Consider the following 20,944-nt stretch of genomic DNA (forward strand, 5'->3'; position numbering starts at 1 on the left):
CAATCATCCGACTGTCTACGATCTGGCAATGCCGCACGCCCGAAAACTCATTCTTCACGTTCCGCTATCCGATGAAGCCTTGCTTGCTGGCTTTGTCGAGCAATGTCTGAATGATGGTGTGGCGCTCGTGGCCGTAGTCGGACCGGGTTGCGCGAGGGTCGAAGACATTATCGACGAGATCGTGCTCGCTGACGGAAGCGACGGGACACGCTTTCTATGCACCTCTTCTCATCCGGATGAATCATTCGAGGATGTGTTGAACTTGGTAACGACATGGGAGTTCGAGCGCGGCGATCCGGTCGAAGAGGTCAGGCTGTAAAAGTCGCCCACATCGCAATTTTCCCAGGCAAGCTGCCGGCCGCATTCGACCATCCCGCAACGATATCCGCCTGCCACGCCCCTGCCCGGTCGTGTCCTTTCCGGCCGCCGGTCGAAGCCCGTCAACCCGCCGGCTGTGATTTTTCAGACAGCGACAAAATAATAATTGCATATGCAACTACTAATGCCTATGTTGGCGTCATGTTCGACCGTTGCATCTACTTCAACACCACAGCCCTTGCGCGCCAGCTCGACCGCGTCTGGACGGCGGCGTTTGCGCCGTTCGACCTGACGCCGCCGCAAGGCTTCATGCTGCGCGCGGTGCTGGCACGGCCGGGCCTGCTGCAAAGCGAGCTCGCCAATGAGCTGAAGATCGCGCGGGCCACGACGACGCGCGGCCTCGACGGGCTGGAGGCCAAGGGGCTTATCGTCAGGACCAAATCGAGCGGCGACAAGCGCGAATCCCTGATCACGCCGACAGCGGCGGCGCTCGACATCAAGGATGCGCTGAACGCCGCCAGCGCTGCGGTCACCCAACGCCTGTCAGGCCTTTTCGGCGCCGAGGTCTTTGCCGGTTTCGTCGACCAGGCCAAGGCGATCGCCGCAAAGCTGGAATGAGCCGGTCATGACAACTGAGCAGTCATAATAGTTGCATATCTAACCACTGGAGAATGACAATGCCTATCCTCACCGTCAAGATATCAGCCCAGCGCAGCGACACGCTGACCGACCAGGTCGCCGCGATGCTGGCCGAACACACCAGCACCATCCTCGGCAAGAAGCCCGAAGTGACGGCCATCGCCATCAGCTACATCGACCCGCGCGACTGGATCATCGCCGGCAAGTCGTTGCAGAGCCACGGCAAGTCGAGCTTTGCGCTTGAGATCAAGGTCACCGACGAGACCAACACCAAGGACGAGAAGAAGCGCTACATCGCGGCGGTGTTCGCAGGCTTTAGCGCAATTCTCGGCGACATCCACGAAGAGAGCTACATCCACGTGCACGACGTGCGCGCAGCCTCTTATGGTTATGGCGGCAAGACCCAGGAGTTCCGTTACCAGCACCCCTGATGGCCTAATCCGTGATGGCGCCATAACGCACGGCGCCATTTCAGGCCTTGGGGCGCGCGCCTGTCCTGGGATGTGCGTCTTGGGGGCGTGCGTCTTGGGGCGCCTGTCTTCCGGGCGCGTCTTCTGGCCGCGTCTTGGGGGCGCCCACGTCTTGCCGGGACAGGCGCGCCGGCCGCCTAGCGGAACTTGCGCGTGAGCAGAGACACCAGCCTGGGCGCCGCCATGATCAGCACCGCGCCGACCAGCCAGACCACAACCACCAGCGGCTTGAGCACGGCACTGAGGAGCGCGAAAAATCCGCCGAGCATGCCCGACGTTTCGGCGCTGCCGACCACACCGACGACTTCCGAGCCGATGCCGGTCGCAGCCGCGGCATCCCGACCGGTCTGCACCAGGGCGCCGGCATTGCTCGACGTCCAGGCCAGCACGCCGTCGACGAGGCTGTAGCCGCCCCAGGCCAGCAGCGTCCACACCACCAGCACGACCAGCGCTGCCGTGCTGCCGAAGCCGGGCATTCGCGAGCGGGGCGCTGCTTTCACCGCCGCCGCGCGCCCGTCGCGCCCGAAGCCCCCCGACACATTGCCCGCCGTCCTGTGCCCGTCGGAACTCGCGGCGCCGCGATGGCCGCCGGAGGCCTTGTCGCCAAACCTCTTGCCGACCTCGCCAAGAACGGCGCCGAGCAGGCCATCCCGGCCGCCCCTGTTACGGTCCTTGCCGCTGTATTTGTTCCTGAAGTCGCCCATCGATGCTCTCCGCTACAGTTGCGCACCGAAGACTCATCGGGCCGGCCAGACATAGGCACTCCGGCTGTTAGAGATAATGGGACAGATTGCTGACATGTTGACGCAGGCACTGTCAGTGGATGCGCTCCAGCGGCGCGCAGCTGACCCGCTCCATCTGCAATGTGGTGTGGTGCAGGTCAAACTTTTCCTGCAGCCGCACCTCCACCGCCCGGCGCACCGTCTCGGCATCGGCGCCCTCCTCCAGCACGACATGCGCGGTCAGCGACGCCTTGCTCTGGGTGATCGCCCACAGATGCAGATCGTGCACCGAGGCCACGCCAGGCACGGTTGATATCGCCAGCTCGACCTCTGCCAGCTCCATGCCAGGCGGCACGCCTTCGAGCAGGATGTTGATGCACTCCTTGAGCAGCACCCAGGTGCGCGGGAAGACCATGAAGCCGATGCCGACGGCAACGACGGAATCGACCCATGACCAGCCGGTCAGCCAGATCAGGGCAGCACCGGCGATCACGCCGATCGAACCGAGCATGTCGGCCCAGACCTCGAGATAGGCGCCCTTGACGTTGAGGCTGCCGTCCTTGTGGCCGGCCAACAGCCGCATCGACGTCCAATTGACCAGAAGCCCGATGACGGCGATGCCGAGCATGCCGAGCGAGGCGATGTCCTGCGGCTTGAACAGCCTGACATAGGCCTCGTAGAGAATGTAGAAGGCGACGGCGAGCAGAAGCAGCGCGTTGAAGGCCGCAGCCAGGATCTCGAAGCGGGCATAACCATAGGTGCGCAACAGGTCGGCCGGGCGGCGGCCGACCTTGATCGCCACCAGCGCGATCGCCAGCGCCATGGCGTCGGTCAGCATGTGCGTGGCGTCGGAGATCAGCGCCAGGCTGCCGGTGACGAAACCGCCGATCACCTCGGCCACCATGAAGGCGCTGGTCAGGCCCAAGGCCATCCACAGCCGCGACACCGGCGTGTTCTTCATGTCGCCGTGATCATGGTCGCCGCTCATCAAGGCCTCCCCTCGGGATTTGCTTGTCACAAGCTAAAGCAATTGCGGGACCAGTGTGAAGCGCCTCTACGCGGGGAATTTTGCAAAAACAAGGAGATAGGTCGAGTTTCGTCTCAGTCTCGCCCCAACCATGCCGCGATCGGCGGCGTCCTCCGTAGATCGATCGCGATCGGCAGCGACACCTAGCCTGCCGGCTGGCCATCCTTTTCGAGCAGGAAGTCGATCACCGCGCGCACCGCCGGCAGCTGTCCACGCTTGTGCGGTGTCAGGATCGTCGTGGTGACGCGGCCTGCGGTCCAGTCGGGCAGCACCCGCACCAGCCTGCCTTGCGCCACTGAACTGGCCGAGATCAGCTCGGGCAGGCAGACGATGCCGAGGCCGGATTCGGCGGCCATCAGCAAAGGCACTGACTCGTCGGCATAGAAGCGCTGCCGCGGCGCCATTTCGACGAGGCGGCCTTGGCCATTGCGCAACTGCCAGCTCTTGGCCGTCATCGAGCTCATCAGTCCGTCATGAGAGGAGAGCGCCTCCGGCGTTTCAGGCGCGCCATGACAGGTGAGATAGGACGGTGCCGCCACCAGCGTGATCGCATCCTCACTCATCCGCCTTTGCACGAGGTCGGAATCGGGCAGCGGCGCGAAATGGCTGCGCAGCGCGATGTCGAAGCCGTCCTGCACCAGATCGACGAAACGGTCGGTGACATGCAGTTGGATCAAAAGCTTGGGATAGCGGCGCGCCAGTACGGGCAATCGATGCGCCAGCCGGAACTGCGCATTGGGCACCGAGGTGGTGATGCGCACGATGCCGCTCGGCTCGGCCAGCCGCCGCTGCACCACCGCCTCCACCGCCTCGGCCTCGATGACCGCCGCACGCGCATGGTCATAGACGTCGCGGCCGACGTCGGTCAGCGTGAAGCTGCGCGAGCTGCGGTGGATCAGCAGAGCGCCGAGCGACGCTTCCAGTGCTGCGACCCGCTTGCTGACAGTCGATTTGGGGCAGCCGAGCCGACGCGCCGCGGCGGCAAAACCGCCATGGTCGACCGCCTGGGCGAAGAAATGGAGATCGTTGAGGTTCAGCATCAAAGTCTACGTTTGTGGACATTTGGTTTCAATTTGCCCGACTACAGGATCAAAGTCCACATCGATACATCGGGGTCATCAACAATGGAGAGCTGACATGACAACCACCCCGATCCTCACCTCCGGCTTCCCGCTCGGATCGTCGGCCGGCCTCGTCGCCGCCTTCGAATGGCTCGGCCAGCCCTACCGGCTGACCCGCGTCGACATGCTGGGCGAGATGCGCAGCGAGGCCTACAAGCGCCTCAACGGCCGGGTCGAAACGCCGGTGCTGGTCACATCAGACGGCCGCGTTTTGACCGAAACCATGGCGATCGCCTTGTGGCTCGAAGCACGCGACCCCGAGCGCCGCATCAGCTTCGTGCCTGATACGCCGGAGGCCGACAGGATGCACCAGATGATCGCCTTCCTGAACACCGCCTTCACCGGCGCCTTCGGCCCGCTCTGGGTGGCGCTCGAAGCGGAAGACGCCACGGAAGCCGAGCGCGAGACGCTGCGCAAGTTCGGCCGCGACTTCGTCGCCACCCGCCACGCCCAGCTCGAAGCGATGATCGGCGACAGCGCCTATCTGCTCGGCGACCGCCCGACGCTGGCGGATGCGGTGTTTTCAGGCGTCGCGCGCTGGACCGATTTCCACAAGGCGGTGAACCTGGCCGACTACCCGCGCATCCTGGCGCTGCGCAACCGCATCGAGGCCGACCCGGCGTTCCGCTTCGCGGTGGCGATCGAGGACGGCGACGTCACGGCCAAGGGCAGCGGCGCGATGAAGGGGCTGGTGCCGCTCGCCCAGGTGCTGCGCGACACCGCTGCCGCGCAGGCCGCCTGAGCGGTCAAAACAAGCGGTCATAACAATGGGCTGCGCGCCGTCATGGCGCGCAGCCCTTTTTCTTTGCTGGTGGAAAGAAGACTTTCGAGCGGCGCGATGACGAGAAACGTCGGCGCGGAGCAATCAGCGACTGGGCCGATAGTACCCATTTGAATTCGCAATTTTTTGAAGCCGGTGAACGATGCGAGACTCCTGATCGGGACCTATCCACCAACCCGAGCAGAGAGGAGTCCATGGCTTACATCAAGAACATCTGGTACGCGGCGGCATGGTCGAGCGAGATTGCGCGAGACCTCTTCCCCCGAACCATCGCCAACGAAAAGATCGTCTTCTATCGCACCGAGTCAGGTGAGATCGCGGCCATCGAGGACCGGTGCCCGCATCGTTTTGTGCCCCTGCATCTCGGCAAGCTGAAGGGAGATATTGTCGAATGTGCTTACCACGGCCTCTGTTTTGACGCCTCCGGGGCCTGCACCCTCAATCCCCACGGAGACGGCAAGATCCCGCGGGCGGCGCGGGTAAAAGCCTACAAGGTGGTCGAAAAACACAGCATCGCATGGATCTGGCTCGGCGACCCCGAGAGCGCCGACGCAGATCTCATCGCCGATTTTAGTGTGCTGACCGACCCCAGGTTTCAGACCGTCAGCAGCTACCTGCATGTCGCGGCCAACTATCAGCTCATTTCCGACAATCTGCTCGACCTCAGTCACGGCCAGTACATCCACCCGATGTTCGCCAACGCCGAGGGCCCACCACGCTTCGAACCTGAGAAAGACCCGACGGGCCATGAGGTCTGGGCACGCTTCTCGCGTCCCAATCAGTACCCCAACAAGTATTTCCAGATGCTTGGCTATCCGAAGGACCAGCGTGGCGACCACCGGAACTACATGCGATGGTCCGCACCGTCGCTGCTTCTTCTCGACGTCGGCATGACAGGTGTCGGTCGCCCCGTGGAAGAAGGCCTGTCGATCCCCACGTCGCATCTGCTCACCCCTGAAACCGACACCACCACCCACTATTTCTGGGCGATGTCGCGCGATTTCAGGCAGGCTGATGCAGCCCTCAGCGATGAACTGCTTCGGGTGGGCGTTGCCGTCTTCGACGACGAGGACAAACCCGTCATCGAAGCACAGCAGCGCATGATCGAGACGAGCGAGCTTATGTCGCTCAACCCGGTCCTCCTGCAAACCGACGGGCCTGCCGTGCGCGCGAGACGCGTCATCGAGGCAGGGCTGAAGGCCGAACTGGCGAACTAAAACGCCTTTTTCCAGACGACGGCGGCACCATGGCATTGTTGCCGGTGCCGCTTGCCGTTTGTGGTCCATTTCCGGGGGATACGCTATGCTGCCACCTGTTTCGGCTTCCCTGGGGCAGACCTTGCGTTTCAGACACCTGGATATGAACCTGCTGGTCGCGCTCGATGCGATCCTGACACATCAGAACATCACCCGCGCCTCGGAACGACTTTGCCTGAGCCAGTCGGCAACCAGCGGCATTCTCTCGCGGCTGCGTGAACATTTCGAAGACGAGCTGGTGGTCAGGACGGGTCGCCAGATGACGCTGACGCCACTTGCCGAAGAGCTTGTCGTGCCTTTGCGCGCGATACTGTCCGACACCGAGCGCCTGCTGTCGATGAGAAGCGCTTTCGACCCGTCCACGTCAGACCGGCAGTTCACCATTGCATGCTCTGATTATGTCTGGGCGACATTGATCCTGGACATCATTTCCGCTCTCCGCGACAACGCTCCGTCAGTGAACATGTTCTACAGCGGACCAAGTACCCGCTTCTTCAAGACCGACATCGACCTGTTGATCGTGCCGGACCGGTTCATGCTAGAGGACTGCCTTTTCGAGCCCCTGCCGCCGAACTCCTATGCGTGCATCGTCTGGCAGGACAACAGACATGTCGGAACGTCGATAACACTCGACGCGTTTCTCGAAGCCCGTCATGCCCAGGCTTTCAGCGAACGAACAACATTCATCGAGTCCTGGTTCATCAAGCAATTTGGCCGCGCTCCGCAGCCCGGGATTACCGCACCAAGTTTCACATTGCTGCCCGATGCGCTGGTCGGAACGGATTTCATTGCCCTTGTCCCTAGAGATCTTGCAGCACGCGCATCTTCCTACCTTCCGATCAGAACGGTGAACGTGCCTTTCGAATTGCCTGTTATGACCGACGTGCTGCAATGGCGCCGTTCGCATGATCGCGACCCCGGCCTGCAATGGCTGCGCGATCAGATCGTCAGGGTTGCGACGGAACGATACGCAGCGCAGCACTGATCTATCGACCGTGTCGATATGTGACCTCCAAAATCCCAATTTCCGCATTCCCCGGGCCAAGCCTACTGTTTTCCTGTCGAGCGAACCCATCGCTGCCGGGATGACTCAGGTTTGGAACAGTTCTGATGACAATCGAGAAAACGGCGCGTTTTCCTGCCCTGATCCGCAGCAGGACGGTGATCGCCAGAGATATCGTCTGCCTGGAAATTGCACCCGCAACCGGCAACGCGTTTCTACCCTTCACGGCAGGAGCGCATGTCGATGTGTTCGTCGGCGACGGTCTTGTGCGGCAATATTCCATTTCCAATGATCCTGCCGACAGTTCCTGTTACCGCCTCGCCATTCAGAAAGAAGCGCAGTCGCGTGGCGGCTCCAGAGCCATCCATGATCGCTTCAAGGCCGGCGACATCATCCAGATCGGCGTTCCCAGAAACAATTTTCAGCTGGCCGACGACGACACCCGGGTGGTCCTGGTTGCCGGTGGAATAGGGATCACGCCAATCCTGAGCATGGCCTACAGGCTGGCTGCAAAGGGCACCCGTTTTTCACTTCATCTTTGCGCGCGCTCGATCGAAAGAGCCGCCTTCCTGGAAGAGATCGCCTCGAGCCCGTTCGGGTCGAGCCTGCATTTGCATCTCGACGACGCCGGACCTGACCAAAGGTTCAATCCCGAAGACGCCTTCTCATCGGCCACACCGACAACGGCTGTGTATGTTTGCGGACCACGCGGTTTCATGGACTTCGTGACCTCGGCCGCGCAGCGCATGGGGGTTCGACCGGAGCGTATCCACACCGAAAGTTTCGGTGCGGCCGTCGTTCACGGCGAAGACGAATTTGAAGTCGTTGCGGCGCGCAGCGGCAAGGTTCTGCGCGTCAGGCACGACAAATCCATCGCCGAAACGCTCGAGGAAGCCGGCTTGCGCCCGCTCCTGTCCTGCGAGCAGGGAATTTGCGGCACCTGTCTGACGCGGGTGATCAGCGGCGAGGTCGACCACCGCGATAGTTTTCAGACCCAGCTGGAAAAGAGCAGCGGCAGCCGCATTGCGATTTGTTGCTCGCGCGCACGATCCAGACAACTGGTTCTCGATATCTGACAAGCTGGAGATTTGCATGAAAACCCGCGCCGCAGTCGCCGTTGGAGCTGGAAAGCCGCTCGAGATCATGGAGGTCGACCTCGAGGGGCCGCGCGAGGGCGAGGTGCTTGTCGAGATCAAGGCGACCGGCATCTGCCACACCGACGAGTTCACTTTGTCGGGTGCCGACCCCGAAGGCATCTTCCCGGCCATTCTGGGCCATGAGGGTGCCGGTGTCGTCGTCGACGTCGGCAAGGGTGTGACCTCGCTCAAGAAGGGCGACCACGTCATTCCGCTCTATACGCCGGAATGCCGCTCATGCCCGTCATGTTTGTCGCGGAAAACCAATCTGTGCACCGCGATCCGCGCGACGCAGGGCCAAGGCCTGATGCCTGATGGTTCGAGCCGCTTCTCGATCGGCAAGGACAAGATTTTCCATTACATGGGCTGCTCGACATTCTCGAACTTCACCGTGCTGCCCGAGATCGCGCTGGCCAAGGTCAACCCGGACGCCCCGTTCGACAAGATCTGCTACATCGGCTGCGGCGTGACGACCGGCATCGGTGCGGTCATCAACACCGCCAAAGTCGAGATCGGTTCGACGGCCATCGTCTTCGGCCTCGGCGGCATCGGCCTCAATGTGCTGCAGGGTCTGCGCCTAGCCGGTACCGACATGATCATCGGCGTCGACATCAACAATGACCGCAAGGCCTGGGGCGAAAAGTTCGGCATGACGCATTTCGTCAATCCGAAGGAGGTCGAGGGCGACATCGTTCCTTATCTCGTCAACATGACCAAGCGTGGTGCCGACCAGATCGGCGGCGCCGACTACACCTTCGACTGCACCGGCAACGTCAAGGTGATGCGCCAGGCGCTGGAAGCCAGCCATCGCGGCTGGGGCGAGTCGATCGTCATCGGCGTCGCCGGCGCCGGCCAGGAGATCGCGACGCGGCCGTTCCAGCTGGTCACCGGCCGGAGCTGGAAAGGCACCGCCTTTGGCGGCGCACGCGGCCGCACCGACGTGCCGAAGATCGTCGACTGGTACATGGCGGGCAAGATCCAGATCGACCCGATGATCACCCACACGCTCAAGCTCGAAGACATCAACAAGGGTTTCGACCTGATGCATGCAGGCGAAAGCATCCGCAGCGTGGTCGTCTACTAGCGTCCCCTTGCGAGGGGTGCGCATCGCGAACAGTCATCAACAGGGAGGAACGACATGGCTTCAGTTTCGATACATCCGGCGCTCGACGGCGGGGTCAAACCCGGCAGTGCCGCCTTCACCGGCGGCACGCTGGCCTGCGCCTGCGCCGACAGGCCGGTCAAGGTGGCGATCAAGGGCCAGGTTGCCCACAACCACGCCTGCGGCTGCACCAAATGCTGGAAGCCGGAGGGGGCGAAGTTTTCGGTCGTGGCGGTCACCGCGCATGAGAACGTGACGGTGCTGGAAAATGGGGACAAGCTCGCTGTCGTCGATCCGACGGCGTTGATCCAGCGCCACGCCTGCAAGGCCTGCGGTGTGCACATGTATGGCCCGGTCGAGCGCGACCATGCCTTCAAGGGCCTCGACTTCATCCATCCCGAGCGCTTCCAGGAAGCGGGCTGGGCCGAGCCGGGCTTTGCCGCATTCGTCTCGTCGATCATCGAGGCGGGCGTCGACCCGTCCGAAATGGACAGCGTGCGCGGCCGGCTCAGGGAACTCGGGCTCGAACCCTATGACTGCCTGTCGCCCGGCCTGATGGACTATGTCGCCAACTGGGTTGCCAAGCGCACAGGGACAGCAGCGCGCTAGCCGCACACGTCTTCGAACAAAAACGGGAGGAACATTAATGCGCATAGCCAACACAATAGCCATCGCGCTGGTAGCCGTCGCAGCAGCGGTGACGTCGAGCCAGGCCTGGGCGAACGACGCCGTCAAAGTGCGCTTCAGTTGGAAGCTGAAGGGCGAATATGCCTTCTTCTATCTGGGCAGGGACAAGGGGATCTATTCATCCCACAAGGTCGATGTCGAACTGGGAGAAGGCGCCGGCGCCCAGGCAGCACTCGGGTCGCTGGTGCAGGGCAACGAGGACGTCGTCATCGTGCCGGCAATTTTTGCCATATCGGCGATCCAGAAAGGCATGCCGGTCAAGATCGCCGCGCTCTATCAGCCGAAAACCCCGTTCGCGTTCATTTCTCATCCTGACCGCCCCGTCACCGAGCCGAAGCAGATGGAGGGCAGATCTCTCGCAGTATCGACCGGAGATACTGCGACGGCGTATCTCGACGTCCTCTGCAAAAAGAACGGCATAGACTGCAGCAAGATCTCGAAGGTTCAGATCGACCCGCAGATCAAGGTCCCGCAGTTCCTCCAGAACAAGATCGACATGATCACGGTCTACACCAATGTCGACCTTCCGCTCATCGAAGAGCGAAGCGGGATCAAGTTCGCGGTTCTGGACCTTCCCAAATATGGATTGTCGGTGCCGGGTCTGGCGGCCGTGGTCAGCGACGACGGCCTGGCCAAAAACCAGGACATCCTGACGCGGTTCTTCTCCGCCACGAGCGAGGCCATCGACCTCATGCGCAAAGACCCAGCGTCTGCCGCCAGCGCGTTGCGGTCGGCCTGGAGTGCTGCTCCATCCGAAGAGCTGATCCGGCAGTCGGTCGTTGCCACATCGCTCAGTCTTCAGGCACCCGAAGGCCATATCAACGGCTGGATCGAAGAGAATGTCATATCGGATGCTCAGGACCTGGTGATGTCGACCGAGGACAGCGCAACCAGGAAAGAGCCTTCGCAGTACTACACCAACGCGTTGCTGCAAGACCGCTGAAGAGCCCTGCCCCCGCCGGTGAAAACCGGCGGGGCATTCCTGGCAAGTGTGTCGGGGCGTCGGACATGACCACGGCGCCGGACGCATGCGCCGCCGACAATACAGCGGCCGTTGGCCGGGCCGTCGGCAAACCCGCCGCCCGGAGCACTTGCAGCGTCTGAAAGCGATGCTTCGAAGTTGGATGCAACAACCTTCGAACTTGATACGCTGCTCAACCGCTTCGTCGATGGCGACGACACGGTGGCGGCGAACCGAATTGAGGTGCTGCTTTCTGACCTGTTTCCCGGTGATGAGACGAGCGCGTTGGCGATCTCGCGCAATACCGGCCGGGCGGAGGCGAATGTCTCGTCGATGCAGAAGAAATGCGCGCCCGCCTCGGCCGCCTGCGCAGCTATCTCACGCTGCCGAGCTAGTGAAGATGACCGGTATGGAGTGGTTTTCTGCCCGGCTGCTTTTGGCGAGCAAATGATGTAAGCGGACGCTGGATTCAGCCCGGCACGGAAATCGGCAATCATGCCTGGCGGTGAGGACCTGCGGTAACCCTGCTTCTTAATTATCGTGATCGTAGCGCACATTTTTCGTATGTATGTATAAGTCGCCGGAGCTGAAATTCGTGATGTTGTTAGATGCCTCCGAGCCCACACGCGTTCTCCTTGAATCAAATCGATCTGAATCTGCTTCGTACGTTCGACGCATTGATGCAGGAGCGCAGTGTCACAAAGGCGGCGGAACTGCTTGGTCGGACGCAGTCGGCCACAAGCCATTCACTTTCCAGGTTGCGGCATATCTTCAAGGACGAATTGTTTTCTCGCGATTCAGGGGTGATGGAGCCGACGCCTCGGGCGAAAGAACTGGCTGCTGTTCTCACTCGCGCGCTGTCTGACATTCGTCAGGTCGTCGAAAGGCATTTGAATTTCGAGCCGGCAAGCACATTCAGAAACTTCAGGATCGGCCTCTCGGATTCCTCGGCCGTTACGATCCTTCCGAGCCTCATCCAGAACTTCTCGGCTCAGGCGCCAAATGCAACACTCAACGTCTTGCACACCAGAGAGGCTGAAGTCCTCGACTTGTTGAAATCCAAGCAAATCGAATGCGCGGTGCTCGGCAACTTTTCGCTCAAGAGTGACCAGATTACAGTCGTGCAACTATCGACGCACAAGATGGTCTGTGCCGGCTGGAAAGGAAATGGCCTGCTGGATGATTTCACCCAAGAGCGCTACTTGTCTTCGCCTCATCTTCAGATCTCTGCAGACGGCAAGGCGGATGGCGTTGCCGATATCGTCCTGAGAGGCCTTGGCCTCAAACGGAAGGTTGTCGCCACCATTCCGCACTATCTCGTAGCGCCTTGGATCATCAAGGACACGCCTCTCATAACGGTTTTTGGCGACAACTTCATTTTCGCGGTCTCCGAAGAAACCGAGACCAAGATCGTTCCGGCCCCGTTCCCTCTCCCGGACGTTCGGGTCTCCATGATTTACGAACGTGGTTTGGAGGCCGATGCGGGACATGCCTGGCTGCGAAGCCTGATCATCGCCACGACAGAGGTTCAGCGGGCATTGAAAGAAGCGGCGTATGGACGCCTAAACATCTCCGGCGGCCGTCAATCTTAACAATAGGCGTGCGCCAGGCGTTGGCCCCTGATGGGCTGTTTCACGACGGCACTATGCATGGCATGCATAGTCTTATGTTGCATTATCAATTTCACCGATCATGCAGGCGACTGCTATCCGTAGGCCACGGTTCAAACAGGGAGGAACCAATGAAGCGTAGCCTTACAACGAGTGGCGTGGTTCTTGCGCTCTCGGCATTTTCGACCATCAGCAGCTTTGCTGCCGACATTCCCGTAACGGATGCCGTCAAGACCAGTGGCAAGCTCACAATCGCCAGTTCGCTCGCCTACGCCCCCTTCGAGTTCACTGACGCCTCCGGAAAGCCGGCTGGCCTGGACATTGAGATGGCTCAGGCCGCTGCCGGCCTGATGGGGGTGAAGCTGGAAGTCGTCACAATTCCCTTCGCCTCGCAGATTCCGGCTCTCGCATCGGGGCGCGCAACGATGGCCTGGACCACCTTCACGGTGCTGCCTGAGCGTTTGAAGCAGGTGGACTTCATCTCCTTCATGGAAACCGGCTCCGTGGCAACGGTGAAGCCGGAGGACAAGGACAAATTCACAAAGAAGCTTGACCTTTGCGGGCACGCTGTCGCGGTTCAGACCGGCACTTCCGGCGATATCGCTGCCGACAGGATCTCGGCCGATTGCAAGGCCGCCAACCTGCCGGAGATCAACAAACAGATCTATCCGGAGCCAAAGGACAGCATCGCAGCGGTACTGTCAGGTCGCGCCGAGGCATGGTTGGATGACTCGACGGCCACAGGCTATTTTGAGAAAACGAGCAAGGGGCAGCTCGTCGTCACCGGCGACAGCTACTATCCGTCACCGCTTGGGATCGCGGTCCCGAAGGGAGACAAGGCTACGGCAGCCATGGTGGATGCCGTCCTCAAGGAATTGATGGCGAACGGCACCTACAAAAAGCTGCTCGACAGTTACAACATGGGCAAGTCGTCCCTGGACGCGCCGGTCATCTATACCGACGTCTCTCAACTGAACCACTAACCGCCATATCTCATCCGAGATCGACTGAACGCCCGGTGGCCTCGACCGCCGGGCGGGGAGAGCTGTGCGACACCCATGAAAAACGATCAAAACTCTGCGGAAATTGCCAAGCTTAAAGTGGTTCCGCTGCCCCACCCGTTCCGCCTCGCGGCGATCATTCTTGTACTGTCGCTTCTCGCGCTGGCAGTTCGTAGCGCGGCAATGAACCCCAAGCTGCAATGGCCCATCGCCGGAAGCTATCTCTTCAATCCGCTGATCATGAATGGTCTCCTGGTGACCCTCATCGTGACCACTCTGGTGATGGTGATCGCCGTTGTCCTGGGCACGATTGCGGCACTTATGATCTTGTCGCCGAGCCGGCTGCTTTCAACGCCGGCAAAAGTGTTCGTCTGGTTCTTCCGGGGAACGCCGGCGCTGGTCCAGCTCATACTCTGGTACAATCTGGCGCTGATCGTTCCGCGCTTCGAGCTTTGGCTGCCTGGTCTTGGCACCATTTTTTCAATTTCGACCAACGACGTCATGACGCCTCTGGTCGCGGCCGTCGTCGGCCTTTCGCTCCATGAATCCGGCTACATGGCGGAAATCATCCGCAACGGCCTGCAGTCAGTCAACCAAGGCCAGCGGGAAGCGGCTCTGTGCCTCGGGATGAAGCCGAGCCTGTTGATGCGCCGCATCATCATCCCCCAAGCCATGCGAGTAATCATCCCTCCATCCGGCAACGAGACGATCAACCTGCTCAAGACCACTTCGCTGGTCAGCGTCGTTGCGGTGGGTGACCTGCTTTATTCGGCGCAATCCATCTACGCCCGTACGTTCGAGACCATACCGCTGTTGCTGGTTGTAACCTTTTGGTACCTCGTTGTCGTGGCGATCATGTCGATCGGCCAGTTTTACCTGGAACGCTATTTCTCTCGGGACAATGCCACCCGGCAAGGCAAGGGCATGCTGAAAGCAACATTCAGCAATGCCTTCTCCGTTCGCAGGAGGGTCACACAATGACTGTTTCAAGGACACATCATGGCCGCTTTGGTATCGACCAGAATGTCATGGTCTATGCCGAAGGCGTCCGAAAATCCTTCGGTTCCCTCGAAGTGCTTAAAGACGTCAGCCTGAGCGTCCCGACAGGCAGCGTCGCCTGCATCATCGGGCCTTCGGGTTCGGGCAAGAGCACGTTCTTGCGATGCATCAACCATCTGGAGAAGATCGATGGCGGCCTGCTCCTCGTGGATGGGGACTTCATAGGGTACGAGCTCAGGCAAGACCGGCTCCATGAACTGCCAGACAGCGCAATCTGCCGCCGTCGTGCCGAGGTCGGCATGGTGTTCCAGCAGTTCAACCTGTTCGGCCATCTGACCGTCCTGCAGAACGTTATCGAGGCACCAGTCCATGTCCGGGGTGAATCGGTCAAATCTGCCACGGAGCGGGCGGTCCATCTCCTTGGCAAGGTTGGTCTGGCCGAGAAGTGTGACGCTTATCCACGACAGCTCTCTGGTGGGCAGCAACAACGCGTGGCGATAGCTCGGGCGCTTGCCATGCGGCCCAAGGTCATTCTCTTCGACGAGCCGACTTCGGCGCTCGATCCCGAACTCGTTGGGGAGGTTCTTGCCGTCATGAAGGATTTGGCGCGGGACGGCATGACCATGGTGGTGGTTACCCACGAAATCGGCTTCGCGTCAGAAGTCGCTGACCAACTCGTTTTCATGGACGGTGGCGTGGTTGTCGAGCGTGGCGTTGCAAAAGAAATGATTGCAAATCCGCAATCACAACGCCTCCGCGAGTTCCTGGCGCGCGTCAAGTAGTCCGCTTCCATAAACCAGATGTCGACCCCGTGAAACCACGGGGCAAGGAGACCCCATGTCCGCAAAAACTGCTCGGTCTGCATCCGAGCAATCGCTCCATGACTTCAGCAAGGCGATAGATCGGTCAGCTCTCAGCACCCTCAAGTGGGAGATGGAAATCGACCGACTGGGCGACAAAGACCTTTTCTCGTTTGGAACCGCTGATCTGGATTTCCGGTCGCCACCGGCCGTCGTCGAAGCGCTGCATCGTGCGGTCGAAGCCGGCCATTTTGGTTATCCCCTGAGACGACCCAGCTACTACGACGCGGTCACGGGTTATCTGAGCAGACGTTTTGGATGGCAGGTGGAGAAGACGTGGATCGACGCGTGTGTCGCGATTTATCCATCGATGCACTCGATTATCATGGAACTGACCCAGGCCGGCGACGAGATCATCTACCAGCCACCCGTCCACCACGTTTTTGCGGAGATCGTGAAGGCCAACGACCGCGTGCCCGTCGCCAATCAACTGATCAATCGCGACGGCACATACGAGATGGATTTTGCCGGGCTTGAGGCCTGCATTACTGACCGAACAAAGTTGTTGTTGCTCTGCAGCCCGCATAATCCGGTTGGTCGGGTCTGGGCTCGCGACGAGCTGAAGGAGCTGGCACGCATATGCTCCGAACGCGGAGTCATCGTGGTTTCCGACGAGGTCTACAGCGGGATGCTGTATGAGGGAACGGAATTCACACCCTTTGCTGCGGTTTCAGAATGGGCTGCGATGAATTCCTATTGCCTGTTCTCACCAAGCAAGCCCTTCAATCTCACCGGACTGAAGCACTCCATCGTTGTCACCCCGAACCCGGTCCTGCGGGATGCCTTCCGGCGCGGCTTGCTGCGCGCCAATCTACAGTATGGCGGCAGCGCACTTGGATACGCCGCTGCCGAAGTGGCGTTCCGGGATTGTGACGACTGGAGCCACGCGCTGATGCACCATATTGCCGGCAATCACGCATACGTCACGGATTTGATCCGGTCATTCCTGCCCGAGGTCACGGTTCCGGTCGCCGAAGCAGCATATTTCGCCTGGCTGGATCTCTCCAGGCTCAACACGCCGAGGGCTGTCTATGAGCCGCTGATTGAAAGGCAGGCGAAGCTCGTCGTGACCTACGGCGAGCCGATGGGGCCTGGTGGAGAGAACCACATCCGCATCAACCTCGGCACTTCGAGAACGATCCTGGAGGCGGGCATGCGACGGCTGCTCTCCGTACTCGTTCCACTTACCGGACGTTCCTTTGATGAAAGCGCTTGCTGATGGCAAGCACAGCAGAGACGCGTCTCGCAGCCCTCCCTGGGCATTGAATTGCCGGACCTCCGACCGCAGTGGCGACGGCGCATCTCGCCGCCGTTGCCACCTTACCGTTCGATCCAGATTCGCCGCCGGTCCGCTGGTCAGGAGGCACGCAGGCTGCCGACGATCAGCTTGGAGCTGACCGGTGCGGGGCTGAAAGCGGCCTAACCGCTTTCAGCCTGACGAAGCGGCCATTCGGCATCGCAAAGGTCGGTTGCGTAGGACCGACCTTTGCACCCGACCTTTGCGACGCAAACTCCACGGAAAATTCAGCGCGGCTGGTGTGCTCGCAAAACTCAGTGCGACTTCGTTCCGGTTTTCGATGCGATTTGTCAGCGCAGTCTCAGAAGGTACTCCAAGCCCTGCGTGAAGCCACGCGGCGCGACGGTCAGGTGATCCTCGTCGTCCAGGACCGCCGACTTCAAGTGCAGGTTCGGATACTTGCGGCTCTGCAACGCTGCTTCCAAAGCCCGGTTGTCGGCGACCATATCTACCGTCTGGTTGTAGCGCCGGTCGCCTTTGCGCTGCGCTTCATAGGCGCCGACATAAAGATAGACCTTGGCCGGCAGGTCCTTGTTCTGCGTGGCGTAAGCCGTTTCGAGCTTCAAGGTGTGGCGCTTGTCGTACCATAGAGAGGGGCTACCGAGGATATAGCCGCTAAACAGGCCAGGTTCGGTGAACAGTATCTGTGCGCCAAGCAAAGCGCCGTAGGAGTGGCCAAGGAAGAGCGATCTGGCGGGATCGGTCCGATAGCGGGCGGCGATAAATGGTTTCACCTGATCACCCAGATATCGCTGATAGGCCCGTCCCTGCCCATGGATCGCACCGGCTGGTGCGCTCCTCGGACCGTTCGACGTAGGGGTGTAGTCGCGCTGACGGCTGACCTTGCCATCCTCGCCTTTTCCATAAGACAAACCGACAAGAATGAACTCCTCGATCCGGGGTCCTTCGACGTTCAGGCGGCGGCCGATCTGCCGGATGATCGGGAAAGCGTAGTCAGCATCGGTGACGTAAAGCACGGGGTAGCGCCGCTGTGGTTCCTTCGCATAGGACGGCGGCAAGGCGACGAAGACCTGGTAGGCGCGACCGGAAACCGGATCGGGCACATCCCACACTTCGCTATCGATGATCTCGTAGGCGCGCCCCTCTCCCAACTGAGCTTTTGGAGCCGACTGGGCGTATGTGAGCGTCGCACCACCAGGGACGCTGAAGCCGGCGATGACAGCTATCAGCAGGGCATTCAGAAGACAGCGTCGCATGTGAAGTCTCCGCGCGTAGGGATTTTTATGGTGTCGACCACTAATGGCGTACCCGCGCGGCATTAAGACTAAATTTTTATCGAATGGATTCGTACTTAACTAAACGTAAGGGCTGAGATTGATGGTTTCGGCTTTCAGCCAGCCAAGCTGTAATCTGTCCGTAATCTGTCGCAAAAATCCCGAAACCTGCGACAGATATGATTCAGGATGACAGGGACCTACATGGGCCGCTGTGGTCGTCTTCGTCTCCTGTCATCGAACGGACGCAATCGGTCGGCTGCAGAATGGCCGCTTTCATGTTGCGCCGTTCGGTTAACGATGTCTCGACCGGTAAACTGCAAGGCGTCAGCGAAAGATGGCGCAATCTGCCAGACGCTTTCTCGATGTCGGTCAAGCAGCGGCACGAGCCGGCGTATCTGACCGGCCCCGGCGGGGCGACATAGCGTCTGCTCCCCAACAAGCGAGCAGCCAATTCCGCGCCATCGCCCAACCGGCTTCGATGCGGCTGCGGCTGTGGGACGGCCCCTACGCCGCCCTCACCCAGACCTTGTTGTCGTGCACGGCGGCACCGCCATAAGGTGCGGGGGCGTCGGCGCCGGTCAGCACGTTGATGCCTTCGCCGCGCTCATGGTCGGAATTCGGCCAGATGCCTTCGGCGATGACGACGCCGCGCCTGATCTTGTCGAACAGGCGGGCATGCAAAACGACCTCGCCGCGCATGTTGCCGATCTCGACGCGGTCGCCGGTGGTGATCCCGAGGGCTGCGGCGTCCTCGGAATGGATCAGAAGTTCCGGCCGCCCCTCCTTTTCGCGCGACACCGGCGTCTCGGCGAAGGTCGAGTTGAGGAAGTTGCGCGCCGGCGACGTCGCCAGGCGGAACGGGTGCTGTTCGTCCGCCACCTCGATCAGGTCGACATGATCGGGGAATTCGGGCAGCTGCGCGACCGGGCCGAAGATGCCCATGCTGCGCGGCGGCTTGTTGGGTGCGGCACCGCCATTCCATTGCGGCTTGAAGCGGAATTTGCCGTCGGGATGGCCAAAGCCCTTGAGGAAATGGGCGCTGTCGAATTCCGGCTGCATGTCGGCCCATTTCTGGTCCTTGAAGCTGTCGAAATTGCCGAGGCCCTTCTTCTCCAGCATGACGTCGATATGCTGGCGTTCGGTCATGCCGAAGCCCGGCATATCAGACACGCCAAGCCGCTTGCCCAGCTCCTCGATTACATAGTGGTTGGTGCGCGGCCCTTCCGGCGGGTCGATCAGCTTCGGCCCCAGCGTGATGTGCTGGTTGCCGCCGCCCTTGTAGATGTCGTCATGCTCGAGGAACATCGTTGCCGGCAGGACGACGTCGGCGAGCTTGGCCGTATCGGTCATGAACTGCTCGTGCACGGCGGTGAACAGGTCGTCGCGCAGCATGCCCTTGACCACCAGCCGCTGCTCGGGCGCGACATTTGCCGGGTTGGTGTTCTGGATCAGCATCGCGGTCACAGGCGGGCCGCCATACAGCGCGTCCTCGGCATTGGTCAGTACCGGGCCGATGCGCGAATGGTCGAGATAGCGGATGTCGGGGTCGCGGAATTTCGTGCCTTCGAGCAGCTCGCCATTGAGCTTGAAGATGCCAGAATTGGAATGGAAGGCGCCGCCGCCCTCATATTGCCAGGCCCCCGTCACCGCCGGGATCGACAGTGCGGCATGCATGTTGATCGAGCCGTTGCGCTGGCGCGAGAAGCCGTAGCCGAGGCGGAAGAAGGTCTTTTTGGTGGTGCCGACGAGCCGGGCAAAGGCTTCGATCTCCTCGACCGACAGACCGGTGATTGCGGCCGCCCATTCCGGCGTCTTGTCGGCGAGATGCGCTTCCAGCCCCCTGGGGTCGTCGGTGTATTTTTCGAGATAGGCGCGATCGGCCATGCCGTCGCGGAACAGCACATGCATGACGGCGCAGGCGAGCGCGGCGTCGGTGCCGGGCTTCAGCACCAGCCCCATGTCGGCCTGCTTCAGCGTCGCCGTCTCATAGATGTCGATGACGACGATCTTGGCGCCGCGTTCCTTGCGCGCCTTGATCGCATGGGTCATCACATTGACCTGGGTGACCACCGCATTGGTGCCCCAGATGACGACGCAGTCCGACTTGCCGATCTCGCGCGGATCGGTGCCGCGCAGCGCACCTGTGCCCATGACATAGCCGGTCCAGGCCAGATTGGTGCAGATCGAGCCGAAGAAGCCGGAATATTTCTTGGCGTGGCGCAGCCTCTCGATGCCGTCGCGCTGCACCAGCCCCATCGTGCCGGCGTAGAAATAGGGCCAGACGGTCTCCGAGCCGTAACGCTCCTCCGCCGCGATGAATTTTTCGGCGACGAGGTCGAGCGCTGCTTCCCAGCTCGCTTCCTTCCAGTTGCCGTCGCCCTTGGCGCCCGCGCGGACCAGCGGCTTCAGCAGCCGGTCGGGATGGTGGACGCGGTCGGCATAACGGGCGACCTTGGCGCAGATGACGCCTGCCGTATAGCTGTTGGACTTGGCGCCATGCACACGCCCGATGCGCTTGTCGTCGAGCAGCTCGACCTCGAGCGCGCAGGTCGAAGGGCAGTCATGCGGGCAGGCCGAATGGCCGATCCTGATCTTGGCGTGCTGGTTCATGGCGCCCTTTTACCCTGATGTCGGCTTGCCGTGTAGGGCCAGTGCGCCCTCACCCGGCCTCCACTTCGTTCGGCCGACCTCTCCCCGAGGGGAGAGGAGGTTTGCA

21 protein-coding genes are annotated in these 20,944 nt (G+C 61.0%); 16 read left to right on the forward strand and 5 right to left on the reverse strand.

Going from position 1 to position 20,944, the window contains the following annotated elements; genetic code table 11:
* Positions 1-28 precede the first annotated feature (28 nt).
* The 3 genes from DY201_RS20455 to DY201_RS20465 all read left to right on the forward strand — a co-directional run bounded on the left by DY201_RS20455 (position 29) and on the right by DY201_RS20465 (position 1,388).
* On the forward strand, positions 29-319 hold the full coding sequence (locus tag DY201_RS20455) for a hypothetical protein (RefSeq protein WP_115732797.1): 291 nt from the start codon (positions 29-31) through the stop codon (positions 317-319).
* A 200-nt stretch (positions 320-519) separates the two neighbouring features.
* Complete coding sequence (locus tag DY201_RS20460) at positions 520-936, forward strand: MarR family winged helix-turn-helix transcriptional regulator (RefSeq protein WP_115732798.1); 417 nt, start codon at positions 520-522, stop codon at positions 934-936.
* A 59-nt stretch (positions 937-995) separates the two neighbouring features.
* Positions 996-1,388: a tautomerase family protein gene (locus DY201_RS20465; protein WP_115732799.1), complete on the forward strand. Its 393-nt coding sequence runs from the start codon at positions 996-998 to the stop codon at positions 1,386-1,388.
* 176 nt (positions 1,389-1,564) lie between these two features.
* Here DY201_RS20465 and DY201_RS29560 read toward each other — a convergent pair whose 3' ends face one another.
* The 3 genes from DY201_RS29560 to DY201_RS20480 all read right to left on the reverse strand — a co-directional run bounded on the left by DY201_RS29560 (position 1,565) and on the right by DY201_RS20480 (position 4,216).
* Positions 1,565-2,131 (reverse strand): hypothetical protein, encoded by a 567-nt coding sequence (locus DY201_RS29560; RefSeq protein WP_245432054.1) that lies wholly within the window; start codon positions 2,129-2,131, stop codon positions 1,565-1,567.
* A 112-nt stretch (positions 2,132-2,243) separates the two neighbouring features.
* Positions 2,244-3,137: a cation diffusion facilitator family transporter gene (locus DY201_RS20475; protein ID WP_115732800.1), complete on the reverse strand. Its 894-nt coding sequence runs from the start codon at positions 3,135-3,137 to the stop codon at positions 2,244-2,246.
* Positions 3,138-3,319: 182 nt separating this feature from the next.
* Complete coding sequence (locus DY201_RS20480) at positions 3,320-4,216, reverse strand: LysR substrate-binding domain-containing protein (protein WP_115732801.1); 897 nt, start codon at positions 4,214-4,216, stop codon at positions 3,320-3,322.
* Between the two features lie 97 nt (positions 4,217-4,313).
* Between DY201_RS20480 and DY201_RS20485 the strand changes: the two genes are divergently transcribed.
* The 13 genes from DY201_RS20485 to DY201_RS20545 all read left to right on the forward strand — a co-directional run bounded on the left by DY201_RS20485 (position 4,314) and on the right by DY201_RS20545 (position 16,912).
* Complete coding sequence (locus DY201_RS20485; protein WP_115732802.1) at positions 4,314-5,039, forward strand: glutathione S-transferase family protein; 726 nt, start codon at positions 4,314-4,316, stop codon at positions 5,037-5,039.
* 233 nt (positions 5,040-5,272) lie between these two features.
* Positions 5,273-6,295, forward strand: coding sequence for an aromatic ring-hydroxylating oxygenase subunit alpha (locus tag DY201_RS20490; protein ID WP_115732803.1), 1,023 nt, complete (start codon positions 5,273-5,275; stop codon positions 6,293-6,295).
* An 85-nt stretch (positions 6,296-6,380) separates the two neighbouring features.
* A complete protein-coding gene (locus DY201_RS20495) occupies positions 6,381-7,319 on the forward strand; it encodes a LysR family transcriptional regulator (protein WP_115732804.1) in 939 nt (312 codons plus the stop codon).
* Between the two features lie 125 nt (positions 7,320-7,444).
* On the forward strand, positions 7,445-8,413 hold the full coding sequence (locus DY201_RS20500; RefSeq protein ID WP_115732805.1) for a PDR/VanB family oxidoreductase: 969 nt from the start codon (positions 7,445-7,447) through the stop codon (positions 8,411-8,413).
* A 16-nt stretch (positions 8,414-8,429) separates the two neighbouring features.
* On the forward strand, positions 8,430-9,557 hold the full coding sequence (locus DY201_RS20505) for an S-(hydroxymethyl)glutathione dehydrogenase/class III alcohol dehydrogenase (protein WP_115732806.1): 1,128 nt from the start codon (positions 8,430-8,432) through the stop codon (positions 9,555-9,557).
* A gap of 54 nt (positions 9,558-9,611) precedes the next feature.
* Positions 9,612-10,184: an S-(hydroxymethyl)glutathione synthase gene (gene gfa, locus DY201_RS20510; RefSeq protein ID WP_115732807.1), complete on the forward strand. Its 573-nt coding sequence runs from the start codon at positions 9,612-9,614 to the stop codon at positions 10,182-10,184.
* 37 nt (positions 10,185-10,221) lie between these two features.
* A complete protein-coding gene (locus tag DY201_RS20515) occupies positions 10,222-11,205 on the forward strand; it encodes an ABC transporter substrate-binding protein (RefSeq protein WP_115732808.1) in 984 nt (327 codons plus the stop codon).
* Positions 11,206-11,382: 177 nt separating this feature from the next.
* Entirely contained in the window at positions 11,383-11,679 is a 297-nt protein-coding gene (locus DY201_RS20520; RefSeq protein WP_115732809.1) for a hypothetical protein, read from the forward strand.
* Positions 11,680-11,858: 179 nt separating this feature from the next.
* Positions 11,859-12,815, forward strand: a complete 957-nt coding sequence (locus DY201_RS20525) for a LysR family transcriptional regulator (RefSeq protein WP_245432055.1) — start codon at positions 11,859-11,861, stop codon at positions 12,813-12,815.
* Between the two features lie 149 nt (positions 12,816-12,964).
* Positions 12,965-13,816 carry an ABC transporter substrate-binding protein gene (locus DY201_RS20530; RefSeq protein WP_115732811.1) on the forward strand — a complete coding sequence of 284 codons (852 nt, stop codon included), beginning with the start codon at positions 12,965-12,967 and terminating at the stop codon, positions 13,814-13,816.
* 75 nt (positions 13,817-13,891) lie between these two features.
* On the forward strand, positions 13,892-14,815 hold the full coding sequence (locus tag DY201_RS20535) for an amino acid ABC transporter permease (protein WP_115732812.1): 924 nt from the start codon (positions 13,892-13,894) through the stop codon (positions 14,813-14,815).
* Positions 14,812-15,615 carry an amino acid ABC transporter ATP-binding protein gene (locus tag DY201_RS20540; RefSeq protein ID WP_115732813.1) on the forward strand — a complete coding sequence of 268 codons (804 nt, stop codon included), beginning with the start codon at positions 14,812-14,814 and terminating at the stop codon, positions 15,613-15,615. Before DY201_RS20535 ends, DY201_RS20540 begins: the two co-directional genes overlap by 4 nt.
* 55 nt (positions 15,616-15,670) lie before the next feature.
* A complete protein-coding gene (locus tag DY201_RS20545; protein WP_245432056.1) occupies positions 15,671-16,912 on the forward strand; it encodes a MalY/PatB family protein in 1,242 nt (413 codons plus the stop codon).
* Between the two features lie 368 nt (positions 16,913-17,280).
* Here DY201_RS20545 and DY201_RS20550 read toward each other — a convergent pair whose 3' ends face one another.
* Together DY201_RS20550 and DY201_RS20555 are read right to left on the reverse strand one after the other, a co-directional pair.
* Complete coding sequence (locus DY201_RS20550; protein WP_115732815.1) at positions 17,281-18,207, reverse strand: alpha/beta hydrolase; 927 nt, start codon at positions 18,205-18,207, stop codon at positions 17,281-17,283.
* 525 nt (positions 18,208-18,732) lie between these two features.
* Entirely contained in the window at positions 18,733-20,838 is a 2,106-nt protein-coding gene (locus DY201_RS20555) for a molybdopterin-containing oxidoreductase family protein (protein WP_115732816.1), read from the reverse strand.
* Positions 20,839-20,944: the final 106 nt, after the last annotated feature.

Source organism: Aminobacter aminovorans (assembly GCF_900445235.1).
GTDB classification, from domain to species: Bacteria; Pseudomonadota; Alphaproteobacteria; order Rhizobiales; family Rhizobiaceae; genus Aminobacter; species Aminobacter aminovorans.